This is a genomic window from Variovorax sp. CCNWLW235, from assembly GCF_037204085.1.
GTDB lineage: Bacteria > Pseudomonadota > Gammaproteobacteria > Burkholderiales > Burkholderiaceae_C > Variovorax.
Genome location: NZ_JBBCBW010000022.1, coordinates 1 through 18,376 on the forward strand (window position 1 = coordinate 1; position 18,376 = coordinate 18,376).

Genomic DNA, 18,376 nt, shown 5'->3' on the forward strand with positions numbered 1-18,376 from the left:
CGAAATAAAGGAGGAGGCCGCAGGCCGGGGGACATTCGCGGAGAAAGGTACCCCGTCGGCGGGTGCGCGCCCCGAACGATCCTCAGCACGACGAACAAGAGCGCACCGCTTCATCCTAGTGCTCCGCAGCAGCCATCGACTCCGCGCGAATCTCTTCCGTCAACCGTGCCTTGATTTCCATGAACTCGGGCGAGGTCTTGATCGTGTAGTGGCGCGGATGCGGAAAGTCGACCGCGATCTCCGTCTTGATGCGGCCCGGCCGCGCGCTGAAGACTGCCACGCGGTTGGCCATGAAGATCGCTTCGTCGATGTCGTGCGTGACGAACAGCACCGTCTTCTGCGCCGACTCCCAGATGCCCAGCAACAGCTCCTGCATCAGCACACGCGTCTGGTTGTCGAGCGCGCCGAAGGGCTCGTCGAGCAGCAGCATCTTGGGGTCGTTGGCGAGTGCGCGTGCAATGGCGGTGCGCTGCTGCATGCCGCCCGAGAGTTGCTTGGGAAAGTGGTTCTCGAACCCACGCAGGCCCACCTTGGCGATGAAGAACTCGCTGCGCTCCTTTTGATCGGCCTCGCTCATGCCGCGCTCGCGCAGGCCGAAGCGGATGTTCTGCGCCACCGTGAGCCACGGAAAGAGCGTGTAGCTCTGGAACACCACGCCGCGGTCGGCGCCGGGGCCTTCGATGCGCTCGCCGTCGAGCAGCACCTGGCCGGTGGTCGGAAAGTCGAGCCCCGCCACGATGCGCAGCAGCGTCGACTTGCCGCAGCCCGAGGGGCCGAGGATGGTGACGAAGTCGTTCTCCTTCACCTCGAAGTCGATCGGCAGCAGCGCCTGCGTGCTCTGGCCCTTGGTGCCCGTGAAGACGCGCGAGACGCCCTGGATGGAGAGTTGGTTGCTGTTGTTGTTCGTCATCATCACAGTGCTGCCCAAGCGAACATGCGGCGGTTGAGCGCCTTGAAAGCGAAGTCGGACACCAGCCCGATGACGCCGATCACGATGATCCCGAAGATGATCTGCCCGGTGTTCAGCAACGCCTGGCTGTCGGTGATCATGTGGCCGATGCCGGACGAAGAGCCGATGAGTTCGGCCACGATCACGTAGGTCCACGCCCAGCCCAGCACCAGGCGCAGGGTTTCGGCAATGCCGGGTGCGGCGCCGGGAATGAGCACCCGCGCGACGATGCCGCGGCTCTTGGCGCCCAGCGTGTAGGCGGCCTCGACCAGGTCGCGCCGCGCACCGCCGACGGTGACTGCGACCATCAGCGTGATCTGGAACACCGAGCCGATGAAAATGACCAGCAGCTTCTGCGCCTCGCCGATGCCCGCCCAAAGAATCAAGAGCGGAATGAAGGCCGAGGCCGGCAGGTAGCGGCAAAACGAGACGAAGGGCTCGAAGAAGGCCTCGACGCCTTTCCACGTGCCCATGGCAACGCCCAGCGGCACCGCGACGATGGTCGCCAGCACAAAGCCGCCGAACACGCGCCACACCGTCATGCCGATGTCGTGGATGAAGTTGTATTCGGTGAAGAGCAGCACGCCCTCTTTCACCATGGTGACGGGGCTCGCCAGGAAGGTCGGCGACACGAAGCCGCCGAGCGTGAAGAAGGCCCACACCGCCACGAACAGCACGAAGAAGCCGAGCCCCAGCAGCCAGCGTGCACGCGCGCCCACGGGTTCGAGCGGCGCCAGCGAGCGCCTGCGGCGGGGTGCCGCAGGCGCCGCCGCCAGCCGGGCGGGAACCGCCGCCGGCTCGGATGAATTCATGACAGGCGTCGCTTCCATGCTGCTGGCTCGCTCTTACTTGATGAAGCTGGTGTCGAAGGTGGCGGCCAGGTCGTCGGGCGCCTTGCGGATGACGCCGGACTCCAGCAGGATGGCCTGTGCGTCCTTCATGAAGGGCGTGATCTCGCTCGCAAAGAACTTCTGGTTGGCTGCCTTGTCCGACCAGCGCAGGTAGGCCGACGACTTGGCGAACTGCTCGCCGGTCTGCTTGACGGCCGCGCCCATGATTTCGTTCGACTTGGCCGGATCGGCCTTGATCATGTCGATGGCTTCGAAGTACGAATTGGTGAGCGCCTGAGCGGCCTTGGCGTTGGCCTTGAGCCACGTGGGCGCGCAGCCGACGGTGTCCATCACCATCGGATAGTCGAGCGTGGTTGCCAGGATCTTGCCCGCGGCGGGGTTGGCGCGCACGGTGGAGAGATACGGCTCGTAGGTCATGGCGGCATCGTTCTGGCCTGCCACGAAGGCCTGCGCAGCGGGCTGCGGCTCGAGCGAGACAAGCTTCACGTCCTTCATGGTCATGCCGTTCTTGTTGAGCATCCAGGCCAGGCCGAAGTACGGCGCGGTGCCGGGTGCGCTCACGCCGATGGCCTTGCCCTTGAGGTCGGCAAAGCCCTTGACGTCGTTGCGCACGGCCAGGCCGTCGGCGCCGTAGGACTTGTCCATCTGGAAGATCTGCACGATGGGCACGCCGTTGGCGTTCCACGCCACATGGGTTTCGACCGTGGTGGCCGCGCACTGGATGGAGCCCGAGGCCAGCGCCAGGTGGCGGTCTTTCTGCGGGATCATCTTGAGCTCGACGTCGAGCCCGTTCTTCTTGAAGATGCCGGCCTTGTCGGCCAGCGTGAGCGGTGCAAAGCCGGTCCAACCCGACATGCCGAGCACGATCTTGGTTTCCTGCGCGGCGGCCGTTCCGGCCATGCCTGCTGCACATGCGCCTGCTGCCAGCAGGGAAGCGACTTTCACAATTACCGTCTTGACCATGGGTACTCCTGGTTCTGTTCTCTGAAAAGGCTCGGCGATGCGCCCCTGATAGCGGGATACGCGCGCCTCGCATTGTTGCCAAGCGCCCCAACTTGTATATACAGGATAACCCGGGAGAGCCGTTTCGGTGCATTTCTTAAGGAAAATGCACCAGATTGCTGTCTATACAGGAGAGCGGCGGGACGGGTTTTGCGATTGCAAACCTCGTGCCACGGTCATGTCGATGCCACTGGGGGACAATCCGGGGTCGCTCCCTTTTTCCCGGTTCCCGCCCCTTCGCCACTGCCCTCGTGTCCTCGCTCGCTCCCCTCCCCCTCGACGCTCCCGGCAGCAGCAGCGCACCCGCCGACATCCTTCACGAAGTTTTCGGCTACTCGCAGTTCCGCGGGCCGCAGCAGGACATCGTGGAACACGTGGTGGGCGGCGGCGATGCGCTGGTGCTGATGCCCACGGGCGGCGGCAAGTCGCTCTGCTACCAGATACCGGCCATTGCGCGGCAGCGCGCGGGGCGCGGCGTCTCGGTGGTGGTGTCGCCGCTGATCGCGCTGATGCACGACCAGGTCGGCGCGCTGCACGAGGCCGGCGTGAACGCGGCCTTTCTCAATTCGACGCTCGACTGGGAACAGACACAGGACGTGGAGCGCCGCATGCTGCGCGGCGAGATCACGCTGCTGTATGCGGCACCCGAGCGCGTGAACACGCCGCGCTTTCTCTCGCAGCTCGATTCGCTGAAGGAGCGCGGCAAACTCTCGCTGTTCGCGATCGACGAGGCGCATTGCGTGAGCCAGTGGGGCCACGACTTCCGGCCCGAATACCGCGCGCTCACGGTGCTGCACGAGCGCTACCCGGGCGTGCCGCGCATTGCGCTCACCGCCACGGCCGATGCGCTCACGCGCGCCGACATCGTCGAGCGGCTGCAGCTGGAGGAAGCGCGGCAGTTTGTCTCCAGCTTCGACCGGCCGAACATCCGCTACACCATCGTCGAGAAGAAAGACGCGACCACGCAGCTGCTGCGCTTCATCGAGCGCGAGCACGAAGGCGATGCGGGCGTGGTCTATTGCCAGTCGCGCAAGCGCGTGGAAGACGTGGCCGTGACGCTGCAGGGCGCCGGCATCAACGCGCTGCCCTATCACGCGGGGCTGGACGCCGCGGTGCGCCAGAAACACCAGGACCGGTTCCTGCGCGAGGAAGGCATCGTGATGGTGGCGACCATCGCCTTCGGCATGGGCATCGACAAGCCCGACGTGCGCTTTGTCGGCCACTTGGACATGCCCAAGAACATCGAAGGCTATTACCAGGAAACCGGCCGCGCGGGCCGCGACGGCGCGCCGGCCGACGCGTGGATGGCCTATGGCCTGCAAGACGTGGTGAACCAGCGCCGCATGATTGACGAGAGCCCCGCGGGCGAAGAGTTCAAGCAGGTGATGCGCGGCAAGCTCGATGCGCTGCTGTCGCTGGCCGAGGCAAGCGACTGCCGTCGCGTGCGGCTCCTGGGCTACTTCGGCGAGAAGAGCACGCCCTGCGGCAACTGCGACAACTGCCTGAACCCGCCGCAGGTGTGGGACGGCACTGATGCGGCGCGCAAGCTGCTGAGCACCATCTACCGCGTGCAGCAATTGAGCGGCATCAGCTTCGGCGCGGGTCACATCATGGACATCCTGCGCGGCAAGGAGACCGAGAAGGTCAAGCAGTTCGGGCATGAGCGCATCAGCACCTTCGGGCTGGGCGCGGAGTTCAGCGAAGTGCAGTTGCGCGGCGTGCTGCGGCAGCTCATTGCCACGGGCGCGCTGGCCGTCGATGCAGAAGCGTTCAACACGCTGAAGCTCACCGAAGGATCGCGCCCGGTACTCAAGGGTGAAGCGAACGTGACGCTGCGCGAGTCGATCTCGTCGCCCGCGGAGCGCAAGCCGCGCCGCGAGAAGGTGGCCAAGGGCGCGCCGTCACCGGCGGCCGCCAAGCTCGACGACACCGGCAAGAAGCGCTTCGAGGCGCTCAAGGCCTGGCGCGCGGAAGTGGCGCGCGAGCACAACCTGCCGGCCTACGTGATCTTTCATGACGCCACGCTCGCGGCCATTGCCGAGCGCGCACCCGCCACGCTCGAAGACCTGCAGGGCATCAGCGGCATCGGCACCAAGAAGCTCGAAGCCTACGGCAGCGAGGTGCTGCGCGTCGCCTCGGCTTTCTAGGCTCGTCCGCCTCGCGCGTATCGGTCAGCTGGCCGGCGGCAGCGTGATCGGCACCGGCCGCGTGAGCAGATCGACATACAGCTCGAAGAAGCGCGCGTTGTCGAACTTCTTCACCACGGTCATCTTCTGCAGCGTGGGCCCCGCGGGCTGTGCGCTGTAGCCGATGGAGCGGCCGTTTTGTGCGGCGCCGGGCTGGGCGACCACGTCGACGTACTGCTCCACCGTTTGCGTGGCGTAGCTCGGATCGATGAGGTAGGCGAGCGTGAGCGTGTCCCAGATGTTCTGCGTGTAGCTGGGGTTGTTCTCGAAGCCGTTGGTGCCGCTGAAGCCGTAGCCGTTGAGCTGCCTGAACACCTCGGTCACGGGCGTGGGCCTGGCGGTGTGGGCAATGCGGTCGTAGATGGGCTTGGTGAGAAACACGGTGTCGGTCACGTCGAGCGGCACCACCACCTGCGGAATTGGCAGGCGCACCACGAACTGCGCGGCCTCGGGGTCGAACCACCAGTTGAACTCGGCGAACTTGGTGGTGTTGCCCGCCACGTCGATAGCGCCGCCCATGTAGATGATCTTCTTGATGAGCGGCACGATCTCGGGGTTCTGCTTGACCGCAAGCGCAATGTTGGTGAGCGGGCCAATGGCAAGGATGGTGATCTCGTTGGGGTTGGCCTTCACCGTATCGACGATGAAGTCGACCGCGCTCTTGCGCTGCAGCACGGTGCGGGTCGCGAATCCGTCGGGCGAGGGCTTCAGGTCGGCATCGGTCTTGGGCTCGGGCCCGCTCCATGCGCCCAAGTAGCCGTCGCCTCCGGCTCCAGCGGCCATTTCGGCCTCGATGGTTGCGTAGTCGTGGTTGAACGCGTAGTTCGCACCGGCATAAATGCCGATGCGGTTTCCCACGCCAAGGCGCTCGACGGACATCAGCGCGTCGGCCACGCCCTGCTTGAGCCACTGGTTGCCCGAAACCACGCTGATGCCCATGACCTGCACCTTGCCCGAGGCCTGCAGCTGCGCGGCCATGACGCCGAGCTGGCCGTCGTCGCTCATGGTGTTGTAGTCGCTGTCGATGATGATCTTCTGCGCGGGAGGCGGGGCTGCACCGTACCCCGGGGCGAGCCCGATGCCGCCGTTGTTGTCACCGCCGCCGCCGCAGGCCGACAGCACCGTGGCAAGCAGGGCCGCGGCCATCCATTTGCGTCGCTGAATCCGAATCTTCATCCCGGCTCCTTTGAGTTGGTATTGCCTTGTAGAACTAAACGCCAAACGATTGCGCAAACGTTTGCTTGAACTCTAATAGGCGAGCCGAAAGAGCGGCAAAAGGGATGGTTTCAAGCAGTAACCGCGATGGCGCGAGGCCGCTCAGCCCGGGGCGGGCTCGGCATCGAGCAGGCGGATTTCGCGCAATGGCGTGCGATGGAGCAGGTAGGGCTGCTCGGCGGCCGCTTCGGACTTCTGGAGCCCCGGCAGGGTCTTGGTCGAAGCCGATGCGGGGCACGCGCCGCCATTGCGCATTGCCAGCGCGGCGGCCAGCCGAGCCTCGGCCGGATCGCCGAGCGCATGGTCGAAATCGTCGGCCACGGTGCAGCTGGGCGCCAAGCCGTCGCCATAGTCGCCGAAGTTCTTGGCGTTGACGCCCTGGAACTGGATGGCGAAGTAGCTCGTGCCGCAGTTGTCTTGCGGAGAAAAGCCGTAGGGCTTGCCGCAGGTGGCGCCGCCGACGAGGTTGACCTGCACGTCGACCCCGCGCAGGCTGTTGATGACCGATTCGCTCGCCGAGCAGGTGTCGGGGCCGACCAGCACCGTCACCTGCGAAAGGCCGAGCCTGGGGAGCTCGGCGCCTGAACGGCTCCTGGCGTGGAACGGAATGATGGTTTGCGCCGGGGTCAGGTGAAAAGGGTTCTTGTCGTTGAAGACAAGGCGCTCGAAGGTCTTGCCCGAAGTTGCAGTCGGCGAAGACACCATGGCGGCCAGCCGGCTCGCGATGTTGAGCTGGCCGCCGCCGTTGTAGCGCATGTCGAGCACCAGGTCCTGGATGCCGCTGCCGGCCTTCAGTTGGTTGACCGCATCGATGAGCTGCGCTTCGGAGGTCGTGATGTGGTCGTTGAAGAGCAGGTAGCCCACGCGGCCGCTGCCGGTGTCGATGGTCTTCACGTTCTGCACCGGCGTGCGCGTGATGCTCGCGGCCGACAGCGTCACGGTGCGCGTGGTGCCGCCTTCCTGCAGCTTGAAGGTGTGCGATTCGCCGACGGTGGTGGGTGAGATGCCGCGGTTGATGACGGCGGTGTTGGTACCTTCGATGACGTCGACGCCATCGACTTCGAGCACCTTTGCGCCGCGTGCAATGCCGGCCGATGCGGCGGGCGAGCCAGGTTCAGTGAATGCAATGCGCAGGTCGCGCGGCCGCGAGTTGCGCACGAAGGCGAACTCCATGCCGTAGCCCGGCGCCACGCCGGCCTCCGAGAGCTGCCGGTACCGCTCGGTGTCGTACACGTAGTGAAAGCGGTCCTTCGCACGGCCCGATGCGGTGAGGGCCGGGCTCTTGAGCACGCTGAAGTAGGCCACCGGCGTGGCGTAGTCGGCGGCCTTCAGGGTGGTCGGCACCTCGCCGTACCAAAGATAGGTTTCGTCGATCCAGCCGCGCACCCAGCGCTTTTCGTCGGTGAGCGTGCCGGCCTTGTCGGGGTAGGCGGTGCCGGTCTCGGGGTTGGTGCCCGTGCGCGGCGCGGCGCACAGGCCGGCCACGGTGGACGAGGCAACGATGGTGTCGTCATTGCCGCCGCTGGCGGGGGGCGTGGTGGTGGGCGGCAGGAAGACGGGCAGCCCGCCGCCGCCCCCTCCTCCTCCGCCCCCACCGCCGCAAGCGGCCAGAACGAAGGCGGCAAAGGCCAGCGCAAATGCGGCTTGCGCGCGGGCAGTGGCGCGCGGCTTCTCCCGCGCGTTCGCTTCGAGTGAATTCATCGAGCCCCTCCTCGTGTCCGCTGCCGCGGGCGGTTTTCTTGTTTGCCGCTTTTTAATGGTTGTGTTCTGCGGCGGTGTTCTGCAACGGTCTACTGCACAAAACCGATGCCGCGCGATTCGCGCACTTCTGGCTTGATGCGGTGCTCGGCCTCGAGCTGGTCCAGGAATTCGGCGGCCGAAAAGTCGACCGCCAAGATATCCGTCTGCCGTTTCACGGCGGCAAAATCGCCCGGGCACAGCTGCCTCATTTGCGCCAGGCGCGTCTTGATTTCTCCGGTGAGCAATGCCGCGTCGCCGGCCAGTGCCTCGGTAATGAACATGCGCTCGCGCTGCGCGGCTGTCAGCGGCATGAACTTGATCTTGAACGTGAAGCGCCTGAGCGCCGCCTGGTCGAGCCGGTCGAGCAGGTTGGTCGTGCAGATGAAGACGCCATTGAAGCGCTCCATGCCCTGCAGCATCTCGTTGACTTCGGTCACTTCATAGGTGCGCTGCGCGCCGCGCCGGTCCTGCAGAAAGCTGTCGGCCTCGTCGAGCAGCAGCACGGCCTTTTCGGCCTCCGCCTCCCTGAACATGGCGGCCATGTTCTGCTCGGTTTCGCCGACGTACTTGCTCATGAGGTCGCTGGCCTGCTTGATGATGAGCGGGCGGCCGATGGCCTTGGCAATGTGCTCGGCCAGCGCAGTCTTGCCGGTGCCGGGTGCGCCGTAGAAGCACAGCGTGCCGTGCCCGCGCGCTTTGATGGCGGCCACGATGCGCGGAATCTCGAAACGGGTTTCGACATTGAGCATGTCGAGGTCGTAGGTGGTCACGCTGCGCCGCTCGCCCAGGCCGGTGTCGAGCGTGCCAAGCGCGAGGTCGGCATTCTTGAGCTGCCGCTCGATGAGCGCTTCCATCGATGCGCCCTCCGTTTGGGCGAGCCCCGCAAAGCGCACTGCGGTGCGGATCTGCGCGGGCGTGAGGCCCTTGCGTTCAGCGAGCTTGGCGGTAAAGGCTTCCGACACCACGATGCCTTCAAGCGTTTTCTTGATGAGCTGCTCGCGCGCACCGGGCGGCGGCGACTTGAGCTCGAGGTGATACGCAAAGCGGCGGCGGAACGCCGGGTCGATCTGCTCGATGCGGTTGGTGACCCACAGCGTGGGCACCGGGTTGGCTTCGAGGATCTGGTTGACCCAGGCCTTGCCGCTCACGCTGCCGCTGGTGGGCGCCGGAATCTGCTCGGCACGCGCCATGAACTGCGCGGCTTCGGTGCTGATGGGCGGAAACACGTCTTCCACTTCGTCGAACAGCAGCGCGGCCTGCGCACTGCCCTTGAGGAACACCTGCGCAATCTGCAGCGAACGGTAGCGGTCACGGCCGCTCAGCGAATTGCCGTCGCGGTCGGCGTATTCGACCTCGAACAACTCGAGCCCCGCCGCTTGGGCCACCACCTTGGCGAGCTCGGTCTTGCCCGTGCCGGGCGGCCCGTAGAGCAGCACGTTGACGCCGGGCTCCTTGCGTGCAACAGCGGCGCGCAGCAGCGTGACGAGCATTTGCGCGTCTTCCTGCACGAAGGAAAAGTCGTGCGTGGTGAGCGTGCTCTTGGCCGAGGGCCGCGTGAACACGGCCATGAGCTCGTTGTGGTCGCGGTACTCGCGCATCAGCACCGGCGGCAGCTTTTCACTGACCTTCATGAGGTCGGCCAGGTCGGTGATGTTGTGTTCGGAAATCAGGTTTTCGACCAGGCCGATGCGCTCGAGCCGCGAGCCCGCGCGCAACGCCTCGCCCACTTCGCTCGCATTGACGCCCGCAATGTCGGCAATGGCCGCATAGGCTTCGGGCGCATTGTTGACCTTGAACTCGACCAGCAGCGAACGCAGGTCGCGCTGGTAGCGCGCGAGCGTGCCGTAGAGCAGCAGCGCGCGCTCGGCCTTGTTCAACTGCAGCAGGCCCGCGAGCGCATCGATGTTCTTTTCGACCAGCGTCGATTGCTTGCGCAGCGCGTGCGTGAGCCAGTCGCGCGTGACGGCCAGCACCGAGAGCAAGTCCTTGGGATGGTCCTTGGCGTATTCGTCGAGATAGAAGAACAGCGTGCCTTCTTCATAGGGGCCGCGCCACACGCCATGCCGCTCGAGCAGCGTGCGGCCGTCGAAATCTTCCACGCCTTTCCAGGCCTCGTTGCCGGCGCAGCGCCGGCCGAGAAATTCGCGCAGCCGCTGCAGCACCGCAACGGGCCACACCAGATGGCGGCCGGTGAGCGACAGCAGGCCGTTGATGTCGCGGCGCACGTTGAAGCGCGGCCCCTGCTTGGCGGCGAGCGTGAGCACGAAGTGCGAGCACATGAGCTCGAGCACCGGCGCGCCCTTGAGCCCGGGCGACGGCAATGCCTGCCCGCGTACCGCAGCAGCCACGACATCGACACCCGCACGCTTGACCATCGGACAACCTCCAGACGAGGAATTTCTTGGAGCGACCATAACGCAGACTTTTAGCTTGGGGAAGACGCCGGAACGGTAAAAACCCTGATGGTGCGATTCCAGCCACAATGCCCGGCATGGTCGGAATCGAAGAAATCCGGCGCGCCGCGGCGCGTCTGCAGGGTCAGGTGCTCAATACGCCCTGCGTCGAGTCGCGCACGCTCTCGGAGATCGTGGGCGCGCAGGTCTACCTGAAGTTCGAGAACCTGCAGTTCACATCCTCGTTCAAGGAACGCGGGGCGTGCAACAAGCTGGTCGATCTTTCGGAGAACGGACCCGCGGGCGACGGCAAGGAAACCGCGCGCTGTGTCATTGCCATGTCGGCCGGCAACCATGCCCAGGGTGTGGCCTATCACGCGCAGCGGCTCGGCCTGCGCGCGCTCATCGTGATGCCGCGCTTCACGCCCGGCGTAAAGATAGAGCGCACGCGCGGCTTTGGTGCCGAAGTGGTGCTGCACGGCGACACGCTGGATGCGGCGCGGGCGCATGCGCTGGAACTGGCCGAGCGCGAAGGCCTGACCTTCGTACATCCCTATGACGACGAGGCCATCATCGCGGGCCAGGGAACGGTGGCGCTCGAAATGCTCGACGCGGTGCCCGATCTCGACGCACTGGTGGTGTCGGTCGGCGGCGGCGGGCTGATTGCCGGCATGGCCGTTGCGGCGCGCGACCGCCGGCCCGGCATCGAGATCGTCGGCGTGCAGACCACGCGCTTTCCGGGCATGGTGAATGCCGTGAAGGGCACGCAGCATCTGCAGGGCAAGAGCACCATCGCCGAAGGCATTGCGGTCGGAACGCCGGGCGTGCTCACGCGCGAAATCATCGCCAAACATGTGGACGACCTGCTGCTGGTCGACGAAGGCGACATCGAGCAAGGCGTGCTGATGCTGCTCGAAATCGAAAAAACGCTGGTCGAAGGCGCCGGCGCGGCGGGCCTTGCGGCGCTGATCCGGCACCCTGAGCGCTTCAGGGGCAAGCGCGTGGGGCTGGTGCTTTCGGGCGGAAACATCGATCCGCTGCTGCTCGCGGCCATCATCGAACGCGGCATGGTGAGGGCCGGCCGGCTGGCGCGCGTGCGGGTGAGCGCCCGCGATGTGCCGGGCTCATTGGCCCAGATTACGGCCACTGTGGCGGAAGCGGGCGCTAACGTCGATGAGGTTCATCATCAACGGGCGTTTACCATGCTGGCAGCGCAGAATGTCGATATCGAACTGGTGCTGCAGACCCGCGGACGGGCGCATCTGGCCAGCGTGCTGGGCGCGCTGCACGACGCGGGCTTCGAGGCCGAAGAGCAGCACTGAAGGGGCCCTGGCAAGCCCCTAGACCGCCGGGCCCGGGCCCATCGGTAAAATGCCCGCAGTTTTGTATTTGTGTATTCGAGGTACTTTCAATGTCCAACCCTACGCCCGTCGAGCCGCACCACGCGGCCGCCGTTGAAAAAGACGCCGTCGAATCGGTCGTGCACCTGATGCCGCTCGTCCTGCCGCTGGCCGGCGGCGTGCTGATGCTTTTGCTTGCATCCATCGCTGTCTATTTGGCCTGACAGGCATTAGCGTCTTCGTCCGCGGGCTTTGCGGCCCGCGTTGACGCAGTCTCCCAACGCGAAACGTTTTCTCAAACGGACCTCCGTGCCTCGATGGCGCGGCGTCCCGTTCGGAAAGACGATTTTTCAACTTAGGAGATTTCCGATGAACGCACCCACGATGCAGGGCCTTGCCATTCAGGCACCCTCATACGTCAAGAACGCAAAACTGATTGCCTGGGTGGCCGATATGGCCGCGCTTTGCAAACCCGAGGCCATCTACTGGTGCGACGGCAGCAAGGAAGAGTACGACCGCCTGTGCCAGAAACTGGTCGACGCGGGTACCTTCAAGAAGCTCAACCCGGCCAAGCGCCCCAACTCCTTTCTCGCGGCTTCCGACCCGAGCGACGTCGCACGCGTCGAAGACCGCACGTTCATCTGCTCCGAAAAGAAGGAAGACGCCGGCCCCACCAACAACTGGATGGCCCCGGCCGAGATGCGCGCCACGCTGCAGCCGCTGTTCGACGGCTGCATGAAGGGCCGCACGATGTACGTGGTGCCTTTCAGCATGGGCCCGCTCGGCTCGCCCATTGCGCACATCGGCATCGAGCTTTCCGACTCGCCCTACGTGGCGGTCAACATGAAGATCATGACCCGCATGGGCAAGGCCGTGTACGAAGTGCTCGGCGCCGACGGCGAGTTCGTGCCCTGCGTGCACACGGTGGGCGCGCCCCTGGAGCCCGGCCAGAAGGACGTGACCTGGCCCTGCAACAAGACGAAGTACATCGTTCACTACCCCGAAACGCGCGAGATCTGGAGCTACGGCTCGGGCTACGGCGGCAATGCGCTGCTGGGCAAGAAGTGCTTTGCGCTGCGCATCGCCTCCACCATGGGCCGCGACGAGGGCTGGCTGGCCGAACACATGCTCATCCTGGGCGTGACCTCGCCCCAGGGCAAGAAGTACCACGTGGCTGCCGCGTTCCCGTCGGCCTGCGGCAAGACCAACTTCTCGATGCTGGTGCCGCCGGCCGGCTTCGACGGCTGGCAAGTGACCACCATCGGCGACGACATCGCCTGGATCAAGCCCGGCAAGGATGGCCGCATGTACGCCATCAACCCCGAGGCGGGCTACTTCGGCGTGGCCCCCGGCACCAACCTCAAGACCAACCCCAACTGCCTGAAGAGCCTGGACCGCGACGTGATCTTCACCAACGTGGCGCTCACCGATGACGGCGACGTGTGGTGGGAAGGCCTGGAAGACGACGTGCCCGGCAAGAAGCTGCCCGAGCACCTGATCGACTGGCAGGGCAAGGACTGGACGCCGCAGATCGCCAAGGAAACCGGCGCCAAGGCCGCGCACCCGAACTCGCGCTTTACCGTGGCCGCCACCAACAACCCGGCGCTCGACCCGGCCTGGGACGATCCGGCCGGCGTGCCGATCGACGCTTTCATCTTCGGCGGCCGCCGCTCGACCACGGTGCCGCTGGTGACCGAAGGCCGCAACTGGACCGAAGGCGTCTACATGGCCGCCACCATGGGCTCGGAAACCACCGCCGCCATCGTCGGCCAGGTGGGCGTGGTGCGCCGCGATCCGTTCGCCATGCTGGCCTTCATGGGCTACAACATGAGCGACTACTTCCAGCATTGGCTCGACCTGGGCAAGAAGCTGGAAGCGTCGGGCGCCAAGCAGCCGAAGATCTACACCACCAACTGGTTCCGCAAGGGTCCGGACGGCAAGTTCGTGTGGCCGGGCTACGGCGAGAACATGCGCGTGCTCAAGTGGATCATCGACCGCATCGAAGGCAAGGCCGAGGGCGTGGACCATGTCTTCGGCGTGAGCCCGCGCTACGAAGACCTGAACTGGACCGGCCTGGATTTCAGCGCCGAGCAGTACGCCACCGTCACCAACATCGACAAGGCCGCGTGGCAGGCCGAACTGAAGCTGCACACCGAACTGTTCGAACAGCTGGCGCACCACCTGCCGAAGGAACTGCCTGAAACGAAGGCAGCCATCGAGCAGCGCCTGGCGGCCTGACGCTCCCCACCGTGCGGCGCAAGCCGCACTAACGAAAAAAAGCCGCCCAAGGGCGGCTTTTTCATGACTCGGCTAACAGGAAGCGATCGATGGATCAGTAGTAGCGCGAGCTGTTCATGCGGCGCATGGCTTCGTAGAGCGTAGGCATGCGGGCGTCGTTGTTGACACGTGCGGCCTTGCGGGCCACGGCGTCGACCTTGGCGACGGTTGCGGTGGAAGCCTTGCCTTCCGACTGCTGGCGCCAGACGGCGGCTTGCAGTTCTTGCATCACGCGGGGGTCGCTGTGCGCGGTGGCAAGAAACCGGGCGTCGGCGCGATCGGCGGCACGGCGCTTGGCTGCTGCGTTCCACAGGCTTGCAATCTTGGAGGCCGGGCTGCGCAGCGAGCTGGCAAACAGCGCGATGCCCGCGAAGACGGCGCCGCAGAGCACGGCCCAGGCGGCGAGCAGCGCGCCTTCGTCCCAGGTGGAAACGAGCTTGTCGCCCACCACCAGAACCGCCGCGATCACGGCGACGACGAGCAGCGCGATCAGCGGACGCGAACCGCTGGCGCCGGCACGGGCGGCCTTGATCTGGCCGAACAGGATCTCGGCGCGCTGGACGCCGGGATGGGAAGTAGGTTGGTCAACGTGGACAAAGCTGGTCATGGTGATCCCTCCGTGGGATGAGTGGCTTGATGCCGATGGGGGAATATTAGGGGTTACCCTAGTGTTCCGCCACTTTATCTTTCTGATGTTTATCATTCACAACGCTGATGGACGTCAACTTTCGCACGCTCGACCTCAACCTGCTCCGCGTCTTCGACGAGGTGATGGCGGAGCGCAACCTCACGCGCGCGGCGCGCAACCTGTCGATCACCCAGCCGGCGGTGAGCAATGCGCTGCGCCGCCTGCGCGACGTGCTCGGCGACGAACTGGTGAGCCGATCGGGCGCGGGCGTGGAGCCGACGCCGCGCGCGCTGGCGCTCTGGCCCACCGTGCGAGACGCCCTGCGGCAGCTGCAGCACACGCTGGCGCCGGGCGAGTTCGATGCCGCCACCGCGGACACCACCTTCCTCCTGGCCATGGCCGACGCCACCGCCGCCGAACTCATTCCGGGGTTGGTGCAAATCGTGGAGAAGGAAGCGCCCGCTATCTCGCTGCGCGTTCTGCCGCTTACAACCCGCGATCCGCGGCGAATGCTCGAGCAGGAAGAAGTCGACATGGCGATCGGCTACTTTCCGGCCGTGATCGCCAGCTTGGCGGCACGCGGGCAATCGGGCGTGGGGGTGGCCTTCGAGACCCAGCGGCTCTACCTGGGCCAGTATGTGTGCGTGATGCGCCGCGGCCATCCGCTGGCGGATGCACCGCTCACCCTCGACGACTACTGTGCCGCCCGGCACCTGCTGGTGAGCTTTTCGGGCCGGCCCTACGGCTTTATCGACCAGACGCTGGGCGCCATGGGCCGGGAGCGGCGCATCGTGGTGACGGTGAACCAGTTTTTCACGGCCGGCCGCGTGGTCGCCAATTCAGACCTGCTCACGGTGCTGCCGCGGCATTTTGTAACCGTGACCGGCATCGACGACCAGTTGGTGCTGCGCGACCTGCCCTTCGACCAGCCGATGGTGCACGTCGACGCCATCTGGCACCGGCGCGCACAGCACCTGCATTCGCACGAATGGCTGCGCACCGCGCTGTTGCGCTCCGCCGCGGCGGCTTTTGCGGATTCGATCCTCGGGCAGAAGGTGCCCGGGTGACCCACCGCGGGTTTTTTAGCGAATGACGGAGAGCCAGGCGCTGGCTGCAACGCGCAGTTCCTGCGCCTGGTGGGCGTCGAGGCCGGCACGGGCGTCGGCGCTTTCCATCAGCGCGGCGGCGTGGCTGACCGAGGCGTTGGCATTGGAGGAACGGAAGAAACGGGCCACTTGGGCAATGAGGCTGAACATGACAGTGCGCTGCTCTTGGCTGCGCTGGAGTGGTTGATGTACCAAGAATAGGGGTTATCCCTAATATTGAAAGCCCCACTTCATGCGCTTTATGCATGGGCTCATTCCCCTAGACTGGCCGCACGATGAAGCTGCAACTGCTCTCCGACCTGCACCTGGAGTCCCATCCCCGCTTCCAGGCCGAGCCGGTGCCCGGCGCCGACATGCTGGTGCTGGCGGGCGACATCGGCTCCTACCAGGAAGGCTCCCGCCTGACGGACCCAGACTTCGGCCTTGGCCGTTTTTCGCCCCGCAACGGCTGGCCGGTGCCCGTGATCTACGTGCCGGGCAACCACGAGTACGACAACACCGATTTCGACGCGACCCATGAGCGCCTGCGCTCGCTTTGCAGCGAGCTCGACATCCTGTGGCTGGAGCGCGAGACGGCCGTCATCGGCGGCATCCGCTTCATCGGCACCACGCTCTGGGCCGACTTCGACGCACTGGTGACCCCCACCGACGGCTTGGCCGATGCGCTCAAGAAGCGCGGCAAGGCCATGCGTGCCGCCGACTTCTACCTGGAAAAGGCCGCCACGGTGCGAGGCGGCCAGCCGTTCATGGCCGGCGCAATGCGCGAGCAGGCCCTGCTGTGCCAAGCGTGGCTCGAGCAGGCGCTGACCGAGCCTTTCGACGGGACCACGGTCGCCATCACGCATTTCGCGCCGAGCCTTGCCAGCGCCGATCCGCGCTACGGCCTCACGCCGGGTACCGCGGGCTTCTGCAATTCGCTCGATGCGCTGCTTCCCCGCGCCCAGCTGTGGCTGCACGGCCATTTGCACTGCCCGTTCGACTACGTGAAGGACGGCTGCCGCGTGGTCGCCAATCCGCTCGGCTACAAGGGCAAGGGCGAACAAGACGGCTTTCGGCCCGGCCTGCTGATCGAAGTGGCCTGAGCACGCGCTACAGCAGCTCTTCGCCGACGATCGGCAGCAGCAGCCAGTTCTTGAAGCGCAGCCAGAGAAACTCGCCCGGCTCGTCCTCGTGGACGATGTCGCCGCCGGCATCGTCGTATTCCAGCCATTGCACGCGGCGGCCGTTGGGCCCGAGCCGCAGCCGGTAGCCCAGGCTCACGCGGCCCTTGCTCAAGAGCTTTTCGTAGTCGGCCACCAGTTCCGGGCTGTCGATCACGAGCCCCATCTCGGTATTGACCGCCGCGGAGCGATGGTCGAGGTTCATCGAGCCGACGAAGAAACGCTGGTCGTCGATCACCGCGATCTTGGCGTGCAGCCGGCTGATCGACTGGCCGAAGTCGCCGAAATGCCCCGAGCGCCCGGAGAGCATTGGCGCAATCTCGTAGATGCTGACGCCGATCTTCAGCATGTCGGCTCGATAGCGTTCGTAGCCCGCGTAGGCCAGCGGCTCGTCGGTGGCGCCCAGCGAGTTGGTCACCACGGTGATGCGCCCTCCCCGTGCGATGGCCGCCTTCATCATGGCCATGCCGCGCGTGCCGGGAATGAAGTACGGCGAGGCGATCTTGACCTCATGTCTGGCCGAATTGATGACGCCCAGCGCCCCCTCGTTCACGCTGCCCGCATAGGCCGCCTCGGGCGCGCGCGTGATCTTGGCGGGGTCGTCCACAAACAGCGTGAACGGCGCCCAGCGCAGGTCGATCTTGCCGGTGGTGAGCTGCTCGCCCACCGGCGACCTGTCCATCACGTCGCGCTGGCGAATCGGCACATCGGGCTGCGCCGTGCCGGCAATGGCGTCGAAGCGCTTCTGCGCCTCGTCCGCCGTCATGCGAAGCGGCGCAATGCGCTCGATGGGCCACGCATGCTCGCTGTTCCAGTAGCGGTCGAAGCCCTCGGACATCTGGCGCACCACCGGCCCGCTGGAGAGCACGTCCATGTCGATGAAGTTTGCCGCCGTGCCGCGCATGAAGTATTCGTTGGCGATGTTGCGCCCGCCCGAGACGGCAAAGCTGTTGTCGGCCACCAGGAGCTTGTTGTGCATGCGGTGGTTGATGCGGCCGAAATCCGCAATCGAGAGCAGGAGCCGCAGCGCGAGCGAGCCGGCCCGCGAAGGCAGCGGGTTGAACAGCCGCACCTCGACATTCGGAAAGGCCGAGAGCGTGCCGAACACCTCGTCCTCGCCCGACGTGTAGAGGTCGTCCACCAGGAGGCGCACCCGGACGCCGCGCGACGCCGCGTCGCGCAGTTCGCGCAGCAGCAGCAGGCCGACGTCGTCGTTCTGGATCAGGTAGTACTGCACGTCGAGCGACTTCTCGGCGTGCCGTGCCAGCGAAATGCGGGCGTCGAAGGCGAATGCCGCTTCCGGCAGCAGCCGAAAGCCCGACTGCGATGCCGCCGCGTCGGGCGCGGCCGCCCGCACCAGCTGGCCGAGCGCGGTGCCGGCCACGTCGGTGATGGCCGCAGTGGGCGTGCGCGGCTGCGGCGGCGGCAGGCCCACGCAACCCGCCAGCCACGCCGAGGCCATGGCAACCCACACCAAGGCCGCGAGCCGGCGGATCAGCAAAGTGGCTGTCATGGCCTGCACTGTAGCC

15 protein-coding genes are annotated in these 18,376 nt (G+C 65.8%); 6 read left to right on the top strand and 9 right to left on the bottom strand.

All coding sequences use genetic code 11. The annotated features are described in order from the left end of the window. Window positions 1-115 precede the first annotated feature (115 nt). From V9L21_RS20880 to V9L21_RS20890, 3 genes are read right to left on the bottom strand one after another with little or no spacing between them, the layout of a single operon-like run. Window positions 116-910, bottom strand: coding sequence for an ABC transporter ATP-binding protein (locus V9L21_RS20880; RefSeq protein ID WP_337298411.1), 795 nt, complete (start codon window positions 908-910; stop codon window positions 116-118). Between the two features lie 2 nt (window positions 911-912). Further along, on the bottom strand, window positions 913-1,761 hold the full coding sequence (locus V9L21_RS20885; protein WP_337314830.1) for an ABC transporter permease: 849 nt from the start codon (window positions 1,759-1,761) through the stop codon (window positions 913-915). Window positions 1,762-1,794: 33 nt separating this feature from the next. Beyond that, window positions 1,795-2,763, bottom strand: coding sequence for an ABC transporter substrate-binding protein (locus V9L21_RS20890; RefSeq protein WP_258503303.1), 969 nt, complete (start codon window positions 2,761-2,763; stop codon window positions 1,795-1,797). Between the two features lie 290 nt (window positions 2,764-3,053). Between V9L21_RS20890 and recQ the strand changes: the two genes are divergently transcribed. Beyond that, window positions 3,054-4,949 (top strand): DNA helicase RecQ, encoded by a 1,896-nt coding sequence (recQ, locus tag V9L21_RS20895; RefSeq protein WP_258503302.1) that lies wholly within the window; start codon window positions 3,054-3,056, stop codon window positions 4,947-4,949. 24 nt (window positions 4,950-4,973) lie between these two features. On the opposite strand, the gene V9L21_RS20900 is transcribed toward recQ, so the two are convergent. The 3 genes from V9L21_RS20900 to V9L21_RS20910 form a co-directional block, all read right to left on the bottom strand. Beyond that, window positions 4,974-6,164: a nucleoside hydrolase gene (locus tag V9L21_RS20900; RefSeq protein ID WP_337314831.1), complete on the bottom strand. Its 1,191-nt coding sequence runs from the start codon at window positions 6,162-6,164 to the stop codon at window positions 4,974-4,976. 141 nt (window positions 6,165-6,305) lie between these two features. Beyond that, window positions 6,306-7,904, bottom strand: coding sequence for a S41 family peptidase (locus V9L21_RS20905; RefSeq protein WP_337314832.1), 1,599 nt, complete (start codon window positions 7,902-7,904; stop codon window positions 6,306-6,308). 89 nt (window positions 7,905-7,993) lie between these two features. Further along, window positions 7,994-10,318 carry an ATP-binding protein gene (locus V9L21_RS20910; protein WP_337314833.1) on the bottom strand — a complete coding sequence of 775 codons (2,325 nt, stop codon included), beginning with the start codon at window positions 10,316-10,318 and terminating at the stop codon, window positions 7,994-7,996. 116 nt (window positions 10,319-10,434) lie between these two features. On the opposite strand from V9L21_RS20910, the gene V9L21_RS20915 reads away from it, so the two are divergent. The 3 genes from V9L21_RS20915 to V9L21_RS20925 all read left to right on the top strand — a co-directional run bounded on the left by V9L21_RS20915 (window position 10,435) and on the right by V9L21_RS20925 (window position 13,914). Further along, window positions 10,435-11,658 (top strand): threonine ammonia-lyase, encoded by a 1,224-nt coding sequence (locus V9L21_RS20915; protein WP_337314834.1) that lies wholly within the window; start codon window positions 10,435-10,437, stop codon window positions 11,656-11,658. Window positions 11,659-11,747: 89 nt separating this feature from the next. Further along, window positions 11,748-11,900 carry a hypothetical protein gene (locus V9L21_RS20920; RefSeq protein ID WP_165442056.1) on the top strand — a complete coding sequence of 51 codons (153 nt, stop codon included), beginning with the start codon at window positions 11,748-11,750 and terminating at the stop codon, window positions 11,898-11,900. Window positions 11,901-12,045: 145 nt separating this feature from the next. Next, window positions 12,046-13,914: a phosphoenolpyruvate carboxykinase (GTP) gene (locus V9L21_RS20925; protein ID WP_258503296.1), complete on the top strand. Its 1,869-nt coding sequence runs from the start codon at window positions 12,046-12,048 to the stop codon at window positions 13,912-13,914. 94 nt (window positions 13,915-14,008) lie between these two features. Here the strand turns inward: V9L21_RS20925 and V9L21_RS20930 are convergent, their stop codons facing one another. Then, a complete protein-coding gene (locus V9L21_RS20930; RefSeq protein ID WP_337314835.1) occupies window positions 14,009-14,560 on the bottom strand; it encodes a hypothetical protein in 552 nt (183 codons plus the stop codon). A 107-nt stretch (window positions 14,561-14,667) separates the two neighbouring features. On the opposite strand from V9L21_RS20930, the gene V9L21_RS20935 reads away from it, so the two are divergent. Then, window positions 14,668-15,648, top strand: a complete 981-nt coding sequence (locus tag V9L21_RS20935) for a LysR family transcriptional regulator (protein ID WP_337314836.1) — start codon at window positions 14,668-14,670, stop codon at window positions 15,646-15,648. 15 nt (window positions 15,649-15,663) lie between these two features. Here V9L21_RS20935 and V9L21_RS20940 read toward each other — a convergent pair whose 3' ends face one another. Beyond that, complete coding sequence (locus tag V9L21_RS20940) at window positions 15,664-15,837, bottom strand: hypothetical protein (protein WP_185868077.1); 174 nt, start codon at window positions 15,835-15,837, stop codon at window positions 15,664-15,666. Between the two features lie 125 nt (window positions 15,838-15,962). Here V9L21_RS20940 and V9L21_RS20945 point away from each other — a divergent pair, with 125 nt between their 5' ends. Then, complete coding sequence (locus tag V9L21_RS20945) at window positions 15,963-16,769, top strand: metallophosphoesterase (protein ID WP_337314837.1); 807 nt, start codon at window positions 15,963-15,965, stop codon at window positions 16,767-16,769. A 7-nt stretch (window positions 16,770-16,776) separates the two neighbouring features. On the opposite strand, the gene V9L21_RS20950 is transcribed toward V9L21_RS20945, so the two are convergent. After that, window positions 16,777-18,360: a phospholipase D family protein gene (locus V9L21_RS20950; RefSeq protein WP_337314838.1), complete on the bottom strand. Its 1,584-nt coding sequence runs from the start codon at window positions 18,358-18,360 to the stop codon at window positions 16,777-16,779. Window positions 18,361-18,376 lie beyond the last annotated feature (16 nt).

Excerpts from the sequence above, each read along its gene's own strand:
- V9L21_RS20880 (WP_337298411.1), bottom strand. The coding sequence starts at position 910 with ATGACGAACAACAACAGCAACCAACTCTCCATCCAGGGCGTCTCGCGC.
- V9L21_RS20885 (WP_337314830.1), bottom strand. The coding sequence starts at position 1,761 with ATGAATTCATCCGAGCCGGCGGCGGTTCCCGCCCGGCTGGCGGCGGCG.
- V9L21_RS20890 (WP_258503303.1), bottom strand. The coding sequence starts at position 2,763 with ATGGTCAAGACGGTAATTGTGAAAGTCGCTTCCCTGCTGGCAGCAGGC.
- V9L21_RS20900 (WP_337314831.1), bottom strand. The coding sequence starts at position 6,164 with ATGAAGATTCGGATTCAGCGACGCAAATGGATGGCCGCGGCCCTGCTT.
- V9L21_RS20905 (WP_337314832.1), bottom strand. The coding sequence starts at position 7,904 with ATGAATTCACTCGAAGCGAACGCGCGGGAGAAGCCGCGCGCCACTGCC.
- V9L21_RS20910 (WP_337314833.1), bottom strand. The coding sequence starts at position 10,318 with ATGGTCAAGCGTGCGGGTGTCGATGTCGTGGCTGCTGCGGTACGCGGG.
- V9L21_RS20915 (WP_337314834.1), top strand. The coding sequence starts at position 10,435 with ATGGTCGGAATCGAAGAAATCCGGCGCGCCGCGGCGCGTCTGCAGGGT.
- V9L21_RS20920 (WP_165442056.1), top strand. The coding sequence starts at position 11,748 with ATGTCCAACCCTACGCCCGTCGAGCCGCACCACGCGGCCGCCGTTGAA.
- V9L21_RS20925 (WP_258503296.1), top strand. The coding sequence starts at position 12,046 with ATGAACGCACCCACGATGCAGGGCCTTGCCATTCAGGCACCCTCATAC.
- V9L21_RS20930 (WP_337314835.1), bottom strand. The coding sequence starts at position 14,560 with ATGACCAGCTTTGTCCACGTTGACCAACCTACTTCCCATCCCGGCGTC.
- V9L21_RS20935 (WP_337314836.1), top strand. The coding sequence starts at position 14,668 with ATGGACGTCAACTTTCGCACGCTCGACCTCAACCTGCTCCGCGTCTTC.
- V9L21_RS20940 (WP_185868077.1), bottom strand. The coding sequence starts at position 15,837 with ATGTTCAGCCTCATTGCCCAAGTGGCCCGTTTCTTCCGTTCCTCCAAT.
- V9L21_RS20945 (WP_337314837.1), top strand. The coding sequence starts at position 15,963 with ATGAAGCTGCAACTGCTCTCCGACCTGCACCTGGAGTCCCATCCCCGC.
- V9L21_RS20950 (WP_337314838.1), bottom strand. The coding sequence starts at position 18,360 with ATGACAGCCACTTTGCTGATCCGCCGGCTCGCGGCCTTGGTGTGGGTT.